This window comes from Micromonospora auratinigra (assembly GCF_900089595.1).
GTDB lineage: Bacteria > Actinomycetota > Actinomycetes > Mycobacteriales > Micromonosporaceae > Micromonospora > Micromonospora auratinigra.
Window position 1 is genome coordinate 975349 of sequence record NZ_LT594323.1, and the last position, 13010, is coordinate 988358.

Consider the following 13010-nt stretch of genomic DNA (forward strand, 5'->3'; position numbering starts at 1 on the left):
ACCCCGCGTCAGGTCCGGATCGCCCGGAACGGGCCGGTCGGGACGGAATCGGGCACCGGGTTGGTGCGCCCGGCCCACCGCCAGGCAGACTGGTCCACCATGTCGCCGTTCACGCCCACCCTGCGGCTGCACGATCGGTACGTCCTGCGCGAGCGCATCGGGCTCGGCGGGATGTCCGAGGTGTGGCGCGCCGACGACGAGGTGCTGCACCGCCCGGTGGCGGTCAAGGCCCTCGCCACGAAGCTCGCCGCCGACCCGCAGCTGCGCGCCACCATCCAGCGCGAGGCCCGCGCCGCGGCCCGGCTCACCCACCCGCACGTCACCCAGGTGTACGACTACGGCGAGGCGACCCTGCCGGACGGCTCGCTGGTGCCGTACCTGGTGATGGAGCTGGTCGAGGGACGCACGCTCGGCGACCGGCTGACCGCCGGCCCGCTGCCCTGGCCCGAGGCGGTCCGGCTGGCCGGGCAGGTGGCCGCCGCGCTGGCCGCCGCGCACAAGCTCGGCGTGGTGCACCGCGACATCAAGCCGGGCAACGTGATGCTCACCGACACCGGCGCGAAGGTGCTCGACTTCGGCATCGCCTCGCTGGTCGGCCCCCGGCACCCGTTGGCCGGGCAGACCGGTGAGCTGCTGATGGGGACCCCCGCCTACTTCGCGCCGGAGCGGATGACGCCCGGCCCGGCCGACCCGGCCAGCGACGTGTACGCCCTCGGCGCGCTGCTCTACCGCACCCTCACCGGACGGGCCCCGCTGCCCGTGCAGACCTGGGAGGACGTGCTCGACGTGCAGGCCCGCCGCCCCCCGGTGCCGCCGCTGCGCATCCCCGGCCTGCCCGCCGACGTCGCCGACCTCACCCTCGCCTGCCTGGCCGTGGATCCGGCCCGGAGGCCCAGCGCCGCCCAGCTCGCCGCCCGGTTCGGTGCCGGCCTGCCGGCCGACCCGCCGACCGCCATCCTGCCCACCATCGGCCGGCCCGAGCAGACGCTGATCGACCGGGCTCCCGCGCCGGTGCGCCCGACCCCGCCACCGGCCCCACCGCGCCCCGACCGGTCGAACCGGCTGCTGGGGGTGCTCGTCGCGGCCGGTCTGGTGCTGCTGCTCGGCCTCGTCGGCACGCTGCTGTTCGACCGCGGCTCCGAACCGGGCACCGGCGCTCAGCCGGCCGGCTCCGCGCCCGCCGCGGAGCCGGTCACCGAGTCGACCGCCGCGCCCGAGCCGGCCACCACCGCACCCCCCACCACCCGGCCCGCGCCGACCACCCTGCGGGAGATCACCGCCCGCTTCGCCGCCGTGCTGAACCAGGCCGTCTCCGACCGCCGGATCGACCGCAAGACCGCCAACGAGCTGCGCGAGAAGGCCGCCGAGCTGGAACGGGGCAAGCCCAAGGACCGGGCCAAGCGCCTCGACGACCTCCAGGAGAAGATCGGCGAGGCCGCCGACGACGGCAAGCTCGACCAGGCCACGGCCGACCAGCTCCAGCAGCTGCTCGACGCGTACGGGCAGCTGCGCGGGGGACGCGGCCAGGGGTGAACCGTCAGCCCACCACCACGTCGTCCCCGGTGCGGATCAGGCCGGGCCGCACCACCTGCGCGTACGCGCCCAGGCACGGCTGCGGCGGCAGGCCGGGCAACGGCACCACCCGGTTCAGGCGGGCCGGGGCACGTAACGCGTCCGGGTCGCGCGGCAGCTCACCGTGCGCCAGGGTCGGCACCGCGCAGCGCGGAGTGGGCGCCAGCACCCGCAGCACCAGCTCGGGGCCGATCCGCAGCTCCCGGCCGACCCAGTCGTTCTCCGCGAAGCCGTCGCCGGCCCAGTCGAGCAGCAGGTTCGGCCGGTAGCGGGTCGGGTCGACCGCGCCGGCCGGGGTGGCCGCGCCGACCCGCCGCAGCGTCGCCGTGGTCACCAGGTGCACCGGCGCGAAGTCGACGAAGCTGCCGGGCGGCGTGGCGGCCCCGAGCCGCCCCTCGTCGACCGGCACCGGCACCCCCACCCCGGCCGCGAGCACGGCCTCGGGCCAGGACCGCTCCAGCACCGCGTCCGGCGGCACCGCGCCGGTCAGCGTCACCGTCTCGCCGAGCAGCGCGGACAGGAGCGCGTCGACCCGTTCGTCGTCGGCGGCCACCGTCCGGCCGTCCGGCAGCGTGAGGGTGACCGGGTCGTCGCCGGTGGCCCGCAGCGTGAGCAGGGACCGCCACCGGTACGGGTTCTTCGCGCTGGCCACCCGGCCGCTGCCCGGGTGCAGCAGGGCCAGCCGGCGGTCGCCGGCGAGCCCCGCCTCGGCCACCCGCACCTCGGTCAGCTCCTCGCCCAGCAGCGACTTCACCGGGTAACGCCGAATCCCGGCGAGGCGCCCGACCGACTGCCCCGGCCCCCGGTCACCGACCGGGTCCCGCTCCGTGCCGGTCATCCGGCCACCACCGACTCGACCAGCGCGGCCACCTCGGACAGCCGCCCGGCGTCCAGCGGCCCCAGGGTGGCGCGCAACCGGACCGCCGCCGCCACCGACCCCAGCGACCCGGCCTGCGCGGCGTACGCCACCAGCAGGGCGTGTGCCGCCGCGGCCAGCGGCCGGGACGGGTCGACCGCCTGTTCGGCGAGGATCACGGCGGTCATCGCCCGGTCCAGCTCCGGCGCGCCCTCGGTGGCGTTCGTCCAGTCGATGACGACCGGGCCGGCCGGGGTGAGCAGCACGTTCTCCGGGTGCAGGTCCAGGTGCAGGATCCGCACGGTCGGGTCGGTGGCCCGGACCGGCGGCAGCGCGTGCAGCCGCCGGTGCAGGTCGACCAGGAGCCGTGCGCCGGCGTCGAGGTCGACGGAGCCGGCCCGGAACGCCTCGACCAGGGTCACCCCGGCCACCCGGTCGAGCACCAGGTCACGACCCTCGGCCCGGTGCACCCGGGGCACCGGGAAGCCCTGGGCGTGCAGGTGCCGCATCAGCTCGGCCTCGGCCCGGACGTCCCAGTCGGCGCGGTAGCGGCGCAGCACGAGGTCGCCGTCCAGCGCGTACACGTCGGCGGTGCGCCCTGCCGCCAGGACGGTGGTGTCCGCCATCGGCCTCCTCGATCCCGGGGTCGGCACCCCCCTGCGCCAACTCTAGGTGACCGGTCCGACACCCACCGACCGCCCTCAGTGGAGCGACGCCCGGACCAGCTCGCCCGGCCCGGCCCCGGCCCGCCCCACCGTCGATCCGTCCGGCGCCCAGATCCCCGAACCGCCGGCCGTCGCCGGATAGCCGCCCCCGGTCGGACCGGCGAAGCTCGCCACCGCCACCCACACCCGGTGCGCGGCGGTGATCAGCCGGGCCCGCTGTGCCGGCACCTCGACGTCCGCCGCCGCCTCCACCACCCCGGCCAGGTAGGCGTCCGCGCCCCGGGCCACGGTCGCTGCGGCGTGCGCCGGAATGCCGGTGTCCCGGCAGACCGCCAGGCCCAGCCGCCAACCGTCGAGCTCCAGCACCGTCGGCTCCGGCCCCGCCGTGAACCGCTGCGGCTCCGCGCCACCCAGCCACATCTTCCGGTACGCCACCCGCGCGCCCCGGCCGTCGACGGCGAGGACCCCGAGGTACGGCCGCGCCGGCCCCGGCACGGGCGCGCCCGCCAAGGCGAGGCTGCCCGTCTCGGCGCAGGCCGCCACCAGGGGTGCGAGCCGTTCGTCGTCCGCCGGCACCGGTGCGGCGTCCAGTTCGTACCCGGTCAGCGACAGCTCGGGGAAGACCACCACCCGGGTGCCGGCGGCGCGGACGGTGGCGGCGTGCACGCGCGCGTTGCCGGCGACGTCATGGGAGCGGCTGCGCGGCTGGGCGACCGCGACCGACAATGGGGTACGCACCGGCCGATCCTCTCCCGGCCGGGGCGGCCGGCGACAGCCCCGGTTCCCAGCTCCCTCCCAGCTCGGGTCCGTGTTCCTCTCAGGAGCCGCCCGTACCGTCGAGCGGATGATCGCAGACGCCCAGCTCCTGGTCGCCCCCCGGCTCGCCGCTCCGAGAGCCGCAGAGCCGACCGGCGAGGGACCCGTGGGTTGGGTCACCGGGCTGGTGGAACGGCTCGGCGGGCCGGGCGCCGGCCTCGCCGTGGCGCTGGAGAACCTCTTCCCGCCCATCCCCAGCGAGGTGATCCTGCCGCTGGCCGGGTTCACCGCCAGCCAGGGCCGGATGAGCCTCGTCGGCGCGATCGGCTGGACCACTCTCGGCTCGGTGCTCGGCGCGCTCGCCCTCTACTACGTGGGCGCGGCGCTCGGCCGGGACCGGATGCGGGCCATCGCCGCCCGGCTGCCGCTGGTCAAGCTCGCCGACGTGGACCGCACCGAGGCGTGGTTCCTGCGGCACGGCACCAAGGCGGTCTTCTTCGGCCGGATGATCCCGATCTTCCGCAGCCTCATCTCGGTACCGGCCGGGGTGGAGCGCATGCCGGTGTCAACCTTCCTGCTCTTCACCACGCTGGGCAGCCTGATCTGGAACAGCGTCTTCGTGCTCGCCGGCTACCTGCTGGGGGAGAACTGGCACGTCGTCGAGGCGTACGTGGGCACCGTGCAGAACGTGGTCATCGTGGCCTGTGTGGGCGCGGTCGGCTGGTTCGTGGTCAGCCGGCTGCGCCGCTCCCGCCGTTCGGCAGCGGCCCCGGCCGACCAGCCGCGCGGCACGCTCTACCGAGGCGGCCGGTACGTCCCCGACGACGACCACTGACACCCCACCGCGCTGCGTGCCTGTCGGCTTCGGCGTCGGCGGCACGGATGGTGACCGTCGGTGGAACGCTGTTGCTGTCTCAGACCCGTGGTGACGTCCATGGTGTTCCACTCACCGGGTGCCACCGTGAGCTGAGTGGGATCTTGGGGTGGGATCTGTCGCCGGGTGGGCGTTCCGGGTGCCCGGGGTCCGGCGCGGGGTGGGGCGGATGGGGTGTCTGTCCGGTTCGGGGGTGGTGGGCGGCACCGTGGGGGCGGAATGGTGGCGGGGGCGGGGTCGTTGTATCCGGGTGAACGGCCGAGCAGGACCCGCCCCGCCCGACGGGGTGGCCCCGCCGGGGAATGACGGTGGACCGCCGGTCGTTGTACCTGGTCCCGGCGTCGCGAAGTGGCCCGCCCTTGGCGAGAGTCCCGCGAGCTGCCGGATCCCCCCGAGACTTTCTTGAGCGCCTGACGGTGCTTGCGCACACCCCCGTGTGCGTTGACCCCCGAATGGAGCTGTCCCATGAACACGATCATTCGTAAGAGCGTGCTCGGTGTTGCTGGTCTGGCGTTTGCTGGTGGTGTGTTCGGTGGTCCGCTCGCGGCCCACGCCGATGCCCCGGTCAAGGACGCGAAGCCCGTCGCCGTGGTGCAGAGCGCCGACAAGCCGGACATGGGCAAGCTGGTCCCGCACGGTGTGCAGGGCGCGCAGTCGAAGATTGATCTGAACGCCGAGCAGACCGCCAACGTCAAGGCGATCATCGCCGCCACGAAGAAGGCGGGCCTGCCGGAGCGGGCCGCGGTGATCTCGATCGCCACCGCGCTGCAGGAGTCGAAGCTGGAGAACCTGGGTCACCTGGGCGACAAGAACGACCACGACTCGCTGGGTCTGTTCCAGCAGCGCCCGTCGAGTGGTTGGGGTACGCCGGAGCAGATCACGGACCCGGAGTACGCGACCCTGGCGTTCGAGAAGGGTCTGAAGCAGGTCGACGGGTGGCAGGACATGCCGCTGACCGAGGCCGCCCAGACCGTCCAGGTCTCGGCCTACCCGGATGCGTACGCGCAGTGGGAGCAGCAGGCCGCCGACCTCGTCGCCCAGCACTGGAACAGCTGACCACCACAATGACCGCCGGCCGGCACCCCGAACACGGGGTGCCGGCCGGCGGTTTCTGCGTGGCGGGTCAGCAGGCCGCGAACAACCGGCGGGTGCCGGAGCCGGCGGTCCATGCGGCCCGGTCGCTGAACCGGCAGCCGAAGTCCGGCGCGGCGACCGCCCGCGGATCGGTGACCGCGTCACCGGCGGGACGCTGGCCGGTGCGTACCCAGGAGACCAGGTCGTCGAAGGCGGCGCCGGCCTCAGCCGGGCTGAACTCGCAGTGCTGCGCGGCCCGGACGGCCCGCTGCACGACAAGCCGGCTGCGGCCGTGCCACGCCGCGTCCCGGGCGTACGCCTGCTCCATGCTGAACGGCACGAAGAGGTCACCGAGGTCGTGCAGGGTGAGCACCGGCACGGTGGGCCGGCCGCTGATCCGGGGCACCTCGGTCAGCGTCGGCGACACCCGCTGCCACAGGTTCTCCGGCAGGACCCGCTGCACGGTGGCGTTGAGGTTCACCGGGCTGTTCGGCGAGTAGTGGGTGAGCACGTTGGTGGCGAGCTGACCGGGCCGTTGGGCGGGGGAGTCGCCGCCGTCGGTGGTGGCGATGCCGAAGAGGAAGTCCTTCCAGACCGAGAAGGCGGCCTCCGCGCCCGGCCGGGGCCCACCGGAGCGCTCGATCGTCACCGCCCGCAACTGCTTGCCGAGGTCGTTGGTGGTGTCCGGGCCGCCCGGCTTGAGCCCGGCCAACCCCAGCGCCACCTGGATCCGCGGCACCGCGTTGGTCAGGTAGTCGTCCGGCGTCGGGTACGCGCGCACCCCGGCCAGCGCCTGCGCCACCACGTTGTAGTCGAGGAAGAAGTCGAACAGCTCGTGGTCGCCGAGCACGCCGCACATCGGCAGCGCCCCGTCGTAGTAGCCCGGGTACTGCTCCAGCGACCGGCCGATGACGTGGCCGCCCATCGACACCCCGGCGATCAGCACCCGCTTCGGCTTGCGCACGGTGTCGGCGAAGAAGTCGGCGAGGGTGCGGGTGCCGAGCACCCCGGAGCGGATGTCATAGCCGTTGCGGTCGTACGAGGACGCCGCCCAGGCGTACCCCTGGGCCAGCATCCGCTGCCGCAGGTCGTAGCCGGGCGCCTCGGGGGAGAGCACGGTGCCCTGGCCGCGGTAGCCGTGCGCCCACATGACGAGGTCGCCGTTCCACCGGGCCGGGGTCTCGATGATGAAGCCGGCGTGCTCGTGCACGCCCTGGCGGACGGTGGTGGCCGCGCCGTCGACGACCAGCGGCGCGAGCGGCGGGTTGCTGATGGTGTAACCGGGCAGCGGCCCGCTGCCGTCGTCGTCGCGGTCCGCGGCGGCGGCCGGCGCGGCGCCGGCCAGCCCGACCGTGAGGGTGAGGGCCGCGCCGACGGCGAGCAGCCGGCGGACCAGACGGGTGGTTGAGGTCAGCATCGTTGCTCCCCCGGGGACGGGTGCCGCCCCGGCGGGGCGACCAGGCGGGACGGGTGCCTACCGACCGGTAGCGTCCTGAACCTAGGCCCGGCCTCGACCCCTGTCAATCGCTGTCTGACCGGTCGGTCAACCGTCCACGGTGGAGGTCAGACCAGGCCGTGCGCCAGCATCGTCTCGGCCACCCGCCGGAACCCGGCGACGTTTGCGCCGAGCACGTAGTCGCCGGGCCGACCGTACTCCTCGGCGGTGTCCCAGCAGCGGGCGTGGATGTCCCGCATCGTCTCGCGCAGCCGCTGCTCCGAGCGGGCGAACGACCAGGCGTCCCGGCTGGCGTTCTGCTGCATCTCCAGCGCGCTCACCGCCACCCCGCCCGCGTTGGCTGCCTTGCCGGGCGCGAACCGCACCCCGGCCGCGCGCAGCAGCCGCACCGCCTCCGGGGTGGTCGGCATGTTCGCCCCCTCGACCACCGCGACGCACCCGCCGGCCACCAGCGCCGCCGCCTCCGCGCCGCCGATCTCGTTCTGCGTCGCGCAGGGCAGCGCCACGTCGCAGGGCACCTCCCAGACGGTACGACCGGACACCGCCACCGCGTGCGGGACCTCGCGGGCGTACTCGTCCAGGCGGCCCCGGCGCTCCTCCTTGATCTCGCGCAGCAGCGTCAGGTCGATGCCCTTCTCGTCGAGCAGGTAGCCGGTCGAGTCGGAGCAGGCCACCACCGTGCCGCCGAGCTGGTGCACCTTCTCGATCGCGTAGACGGCCACGTTGCCGGAGCCGGAGACCACCACCCGCCGGCCGGCCAGGCCGTCCCCGCCGCGGGCCAGCATCTCCTCGGCGAAGAAGACCGCGCCGTACCCGGTCGCCTCCCGGCGTACCTGCGCGCCGCCGTACGACAGGCCCTTGCCGGTGAGCACTCCCGACTCGTACCGGTTGGTGATCCGCTTGTACTGCCCGAACAAGTAGCCGATCTCCCGGGCGCCCACCCCGATGTCCCCGGCCGGCACGTCGGTCTGCGCGCCGATGTGCCGGTACAGCTCGGTCATGAAGCTCTGGCAGAAGCGCATCACCTCGCGCTCCGAGCGGCCCCTCGGATCGAAGTCCGCGCCGCCCTTGCCGCCCCCGATGGGCAGCCCGGTCAGCGCGTTCTTGAAGATCTGCTCGAAGCCCAGGAACTTCACGATGCCCAGGTAGACCGACGGGTGGAAGCGCAGACCACCCTTGTACGGCCCGAGCGCGCTGTTGAACTCCACCCGGAAGCCCCGGTTCACCCGTACCCGGCCCCGGTCGTCCTCCCACGGCACCCGGAAGATGACCTGCCGCTCGGGCTCGCAGATCCGCTCGACGACCTGGGCCCGCGCGTACTCGGGGTGCCGGTCCAGCACCGGACCGATGCTCTCCAGCACCTCCCGCACCGCCTGGTGGAACTCGGGCTCGCCCGGGTTGCGCTGGACCACGTTCGCGAACACCGTCTCCACGGTCTCCGACATCACCGACACGACCCTCCGCCTCCGGCGGCGGCCTCGTCGCCACCGCCGGGTCGGCCCGTGGGCCGACCGCCCCCGGATACGGATCGTGACCACCGTCCGGTTCACTGATCGGGTGGACGACTCGATCTGGGCGGCGGCCCGCTCCGCCCGCGCCTGGCTGGACGGCGCGAACGGCACCGGCGACACCGAGCTGACCTGCCGCATCCTCAAGCTCAGCGAGGAGGCGGGGGAGGCGTCCGCCGCCTGGATCGGGGCGCTCGGCCAGAACCCGCGCAAGGGGGTGACCCACACCCGCGAGGAGGTCGCGGCCGAGCTGGCCGACGTGGTCTTCACCGCGCTGGTGGCGATCGAGAGCCTGGGGCTCGACGCCCGCAGCACGGTCACCGCGTGCGCGGCGAAGGTCCGCTCCCGCCTCTCCTGACCGGCGCGGGGCCGCGCCCGGCGGCGGCGCGCACCTACCATCGGTGGATGCGGATCCTGGTCGTCTCGCTGCCGTTGATCGGGCACGTCTTCCCGCTCCTGCCGCTGGCCGGGGCGCTGCGCGAGGCGGGGCACGAGGTGCTGGTGGCCACCGCCGCCGACGGCCTGGCCGCCACCCGGTCCGGCCTGCCCGTACGCGACGTCGCGCCCGGCTTCGACTTCGGTCGGATCGCCCGGGGCATCATGCTGCGCCACCCGCTGACCGCCCGGGCCGAGCTGGCCGGCCGGGCCGGCACCCGGGGCGCCGGCCTGCTCTTCGGCGCGATCAACGACCGGTTCGCCGACGGCGTGCTGGCGCTGGCCGACGAGTGGTCGCCCGACCTGGTCCTGCACGAGCCGTTCGCGGTGGTCGGCGCGCTCGCCGCCGCGAAGCGCGGCGTACCGGCCGTCCGCCAGGAGAACAACCTCTTCGACGGCCGGGAGCTGGCCCGGGCGGTCACCGCGCGGCTGGAGCCGACCCTGCGCCGGCACGGGCTGTCGGCGCCGCCGCCACCGGCCGCCGCGCTCGCCGTCGCCCCGCCCAGCGTGCTGGCCCAGGACGGCTGGCCGATGCGCTACGAGTCGTTCGGCGGCGGCGGTGACCTGCCGGACTGGCTGCGCCGGCCGGGCCGGCGTCCCCGGGTGCTGGTCAGCCGCAGCACGATCGCGGGGCCCGGTGGCGCCGGCCCGATGCCGGCCGTGGTGGCCGCGGCGGAGCGGGTCGACGCGGAGTTCGTCCTGGTCCGCCCGGACGCCCGCCTCGCCCGCCGGTCGCTGCCCGACAACGTGCGGACCGTCGACTGGATCCCGCTGCCCCTGGCGCTGGCGCACAGCACCGCGTTGGTCCACCACGGCGGCGCGGGCAGTGTCTTCGCCGCGCTGGCCGCCGGGGTGCCCCAGCTGGTCACCGTCGGTGCCGGCGACCGGCGGCACAACGCCGAGCGGGTGGCCGCCCGGGGCGCCGGCCTCGCCACCCGGGCCGCCGACATCACCGCCGACCAGCTGACCCGGCTGGTCGACGACCCGGGGCTCGCCGAGGCCGCCCGGCAGGTCCGCGCGGAACTCGCCGCCATGCCCGCCCCGGCGGAACTGGTGCCGAGGCTGGCGGCGCTGCGCTGAGCCGGTGCCCGGGCGGCACCGGATGAACTGATCCGCCGGTCCGGACGTACTAGCCGGGTGGGGACCGGGGAGAGGGGACCGACGTGGCGTCCGACGAGGCTGGGCAGGAACTGACGGAGGACGCCGGCTGGTCCGGGGGTGCCCGGCTGTTGGCGGCCGCCGCCCTGCTGGTGGTGGCGCTCGGCGTGGTGGCGGTGCTGGCGACGCTCTCCCGGCCGGCCCGCCTCGGGGTGGCCTTCTCCGGCGGGTCCCTGCCCCCGGCCGCGGGCAGCGCCGCGCCGGGTGGGGTGGGCGCCGCCGAGTCGGCCGCCGAACAGACCCTCGCCGCGCCGCTGTCCGGCCGACGCCGGGCCGACTTCGAGCTGGTGGACGGGCTGACCACGTTCGAGCTGCGAATCATCGACCTGGGGGAGGACCTCTACCGGATCAGTACGCCGGCCGACGCCGGGGTGACCCCCCGCCCCGAGGTGACCGGCGACCGGGTGCGCCTGCGGGTGGGCGGCAACGGCGGCGCCGGCCCGTCCGAGGTGCAGGTGCTGCTGAACTCGCGGGCGACCTGGCGACTGCGGTTGGTGGGCGGGGTCCGCGAGCAGCTGCTCGACCTGGGCGCGGGCCGGTTGGCCGGGGTGGAGCTGGCGGGTGGCTCGGCGCGTACCCGGCTGCGGCTGCCGGCCCTCACCGGCCCGCTGACGGTACGCCTGACCGGCGGCGTGCACGACCTGGTCGTCACCGTGCCCGGCGCGCCACCCGCCCGGGTCCGGGTCGGCGCCGGTGCCGGCGCGGTCTCGGTGTACCGGGACCGCCGCGACGGGGTGGGAGCCGGCGAACTGCTCGGCTCGCCCGGCTGGGACCGTGCCCGCGTCCGGCTCTACCTCGACCTGGTGGCCGGGGCGAACACGGTGACCGTCGCGACGGGCTGAGCGTAGAGTCGGGCGGTGGACCGCACCGAATCCCTGCCCGCGCAGACCCTCCCGCCCGGCACCCCGCCGGCCGCGCAGACCAGCGTCCTGCTGCCCGGGCACGACGTGCCGCTGGGCCGCTACACCACGGTCCGGCGACTGCTGCCGCAGCGGCAGCGGCGGATGGTCGGGGCCTGGTGCTTCGTCGACCACTTCGGACCGGACGACGTCGCCGAGCGGCCCGGCATGGAGGTGCCGCCGCACCCGCACACCGGGCTGCAGACGGTCACCTGGCTGCTCGACGGGGAGATCCTGCATCGCGACAGCCTCGGCAACGTGCAGCCGATCCGTCCCGGCCAGCTGAACGTGATGACCTCCGGGCACGGCATCGCGCACTCGGAACGCTCGCCGGCCGCGCACCCGCCGCTGATGCACGGGGTGCAGCTCTGGGTGGCGCTGCCCGACCCGGCGCGGGCCGGCGCGGCGGACTTCGCCCACCACGCGCAGCTGCCCCGCTGGCGCGACGGCGACCTGGACCTCACCCTGCTCGTCGGCGAGCTGGGTGGCGAGCGCTCCCCGGCGGTCGTGCACACCCCGCTGGTCGGCGCGCAGCTCGAGGTCGGCGGCCCCGGCGCGGCCAGCCTGCCGCTGCGCCCCGACTTCGAGTACGGGTTGCTGGCGATGTCCGGCTCGGCCGAGGTGGACGGGATGGCGCTGACCGTGGGCGCGCTGCTCTACCTCGGCGCCGGACGGTCCACGGTGACCGTCACGGCCGCGCCGGGCAGCCGGCTGCTGCTGCTCGGCGGGACGCCGTTCGAGGAGCCGCTGGTGATGTGGTGGAACTTCGTGGGCCGCTCGCACGAGGAGATCGCCGCCGCCCGGGAGGACTGGGCGGCGGGCCGGCGCTTCGGCACGGTCACCGACGACCCGGCGCCCCCGCTGCCCGCGCCGGCGCTGCCCACCACCCGGCTGAAGGCGCGCGACCGGCGCGGCGGCGTGCGCGGCTGAATGCCTGGTCCCGGCACGGGTAGACGCCGGGCATGCCGACCACTGCGATCGCCAGCACCGAGGAGAAGAAGCGACTGGTCCGCCGGCTCGCCGGGGACGGTCGCGGCTTCGCCGAACAGTACGGGTTCCCGGTCGTGAACAACCCGTCACGCCTGTTCCAGTTGCTCTACCTGTCCGTCCTGCTCGCCCGGCGGGGCGACCACCGCCGGGCGGTGCAGGCCGCCGTGGCGGTGCGGGAAGCCGGCTGGGACAGCGCGGCCCGGCTGGCCCGTTCACTGCACGCCGACCGGGTGGCGGTGCTGCGCGGGGCCGGGCAGCGCGGCGACGTCGACGCGCTCGCCGACCTGCTCGGCGACCTGGCCCGGACGGTGACCGACCGGTACCGGGGTGACCTGCGCCGGTTGCGGACCGGGGCGCACCAGGACCCGGCCCGGGAACGGCTGCTGCTGACCGCGCTGCCCGGAGTGGACGACGGTGTGGCCGACCTGTTCCTGCGGGAGACGCAGGCGGTGTGGCGCGAGGCGGCCCCGGTCGCCGATCGGCGGGCGCTCGCCGCGGCCCGTCGGCTGGGGCTGGGCCGCTCCGCGGCCGACCTGGCCGGGCTGGCCGGCAGCGGCGAGTCCGAGCGGCTGGCCTGGCTGGTGGGGGCACTGGCCCGGGTGGACCTGGAGCGGCGGTACGCCGAACTGACCGCCTGAGGTGGGCGGTGTCCCTCGACACAAATTCTCCGTACTCACCCGTTCGGATGATGGTGCATCGTATGATGATCGTGGCAGTGATGCCCGCCCGGTTCGGGCGATCATCCACCGCCTGGCGGTCGCGACCCG

13 protein-coding genes are annotated in these 13010 nt (G+C 75.4%); 8 read left to right on the top strand and 5 right to left on the bottom strand.

The window, feature by feature from the left end; translation table 11 throughout:
• Positions 1 to 99 precede the first annotated feature (99 nt).
• Positions 100 to 1533: a serine/threonine-protein kinase gene (locus GA0070611_RS04365; RefSeq protein ID WP_091672440.1), complete on the top strand. Its 1434-nt coding sequence runs from the start codon at positions 100 to 102 to the stop codon at positions 1531 to 1533.
• A 4-nt stretch (positions 1534 to 1537) separates the two neighbouring features.
• Here the strand turns inward: GA0070611_RS04365 and GA0070611_RS04370 are convergent, their stop codons facing one another.
• The 3 genes from GA0070611_RS04370 to GA0070611_RS04380 all read right to left on the bottom strand — a co-directional run bounded on the left by GA0070611_RS04370 (position 1538) and on the right by GA0070611_RS04380 (position 3831).
• Entirely contained in the window at positions 1538 to 2410 is an 873-nt protein-coding gene (locus tag GA0070611_RS04370; protein WP_091657820.1) for an MOSC domain-containing protein, read from the bottom strand.
• Entirely contained in the window at positions 2407 to 3054 is a 648-nt protein-coding gene (locus GA0070611_RS04375) for a phosphotransferase (RefSeq protein WP_091657824.1), read from the bottom strand. The genes GA0070611_RS04370 and GA0070611_RS04375 overlap by 4 nt, the downstream gene beginning before the upstream one ends.
• Before the next feature lie 75 nt (positions 3055 to 3129).
• Positions 3130 to 3831, bottom strand: a complete 702-nt coding sequence (locus tag GA0070611_RS04380; protein WP_091657829.1) for a carbon-nitrogen hydrolase family protein — start codon at positions 3829 to 3831, stop codon at positions 3130 to 3132.
• A gap of 106 nt (positions 3832 to 3937) precedes the next feature.
• On the opposite strand from GA0070611_RS04380, the gene GA0070611_RS04385 reads away from it, so the two are divergent.
• Both GA0070611_RS04385 and GA0070611_RS04390 read left to right on the top strand, forming a co-directional pair.
• Positions 3938 to 4684 (top strand): DedA family protein, encoded by a 747-nt coding sequence (locus tag GA0070611_RS04385; RefSeq protein WP_091657834.1) that lies wholly within the window; start codon positions 3938 to 3940, stop codon positions 4682 to 4684.
• A 504-nt stretch (positions 4685 to 5188) separates the two neighbouring features.
• Positions 5189 to 5779, top strand: coding sequence for a hypothetical protein (locus tag GA0070611_RS04390; protein WP_091657837.1), 591 nt, complete (start codon positions 5189 to 5191; stop codon positions 5777 to 5779).
• 67 nt (positions 5780 to 5846) lie between these two features.
• Here GA0070611_RS04390 and GA0070611_RS04395 read toward each other — a convergent pair whose 3' ends face one another.
• Together GA0070611_RS04395 and gdhA are read right to left on the bottom strand one after the other, a co-directional pair.
• Positions 5847 to 7214 carry an alpha/beta hydrolase family protein gene (locus tag GA0070611_RS04395; RefSeq protein ID WP_091657841.1) on the bottom strand — a complete coding sequence of 456 codons (1368 nt, stop codon included), beginning with the start codon at positions 7212 to 7214 and terminating at the stop codon, positions 5847 to 5849.
• Positions 7215 to 7360: 146 nt separating this feature from the next.
• Positions 7361 to 8698 (bottom strand): NADP-specific glutamate dehydrogenase, encoded by a 1338-nt coding sequence (gene gdhA / locus GA0070611_RS04400; RefSeq protein WP_091672442.1) that lies wholly within the window; start codon positions 8696 to 8698, stop codon positions 7361 to 7363.
• Positions 8699 to 8810: 112 nt separating this feature from the next.
• Here gdhA and GA0070611_RS04405 point away from each other — a divergent pair, with 112 nt between their 5' ends.
• From GA0070611_RS04405 to GA0070611_RS04425, 5 genes are all read left to right on the top strand, one after another.
• Positions 8811 to 9119 carry a MazG-like family protein gene (locus GA0070611_RS04405; protein ID WP_091672444.1) on the top strand — a complete coding sequence of 103 codons (309 nt, stop codon included), beginning with the start codon at positions 8811 to 8813 and terminating at the stop codon, positions 9117 to 9119.
• 47 nt (positions 9120 to 9166) lie between these two features.
• Positions 9167 to 10276, top strand: a complete 1110-nt coding sequence (locus GA0070611_RS04410; protein WP_091672447.1) for a nucleotide disphospho-sugar-binding domain-containing protein — start codon at positions 9167 to 9169, stop codon at positions 10274 to 10276.
• 83 nt (positions 10277 to 10359) lie between these two features.
• Entirely contained in the window at positions 10360 to 11196 is an 837-nt protein-coding gene (locus GA0070611_RS04415; protein ID WP_231921321.1) for a hypothetical protein, read from the top strand.
• Between the two features lie 15 nt (positions 11197 to 11211).
• A complete protein-coding gene (locus GA0070611_RS04420) occupies positions 11212 to 12183 on the top strand; it encodes a pirin family protein (protein WP_091657845.1) in 972 nt (323 codons plus the stop codon).
• 32 nt (positions 12184 to 12215) lie between these two features.
• Complete coding sequence (locus GA0070611_RS04425) at positions 12216 to 12881, top strand: hypothetical protein (protein ID WP_091657848.1); 666 nt, start codon at positions 12216 to 12218, stop codon at positions 12879 to 12881.
• Positions 12882 to 13010: the final 129 nt, after the last annotated feature.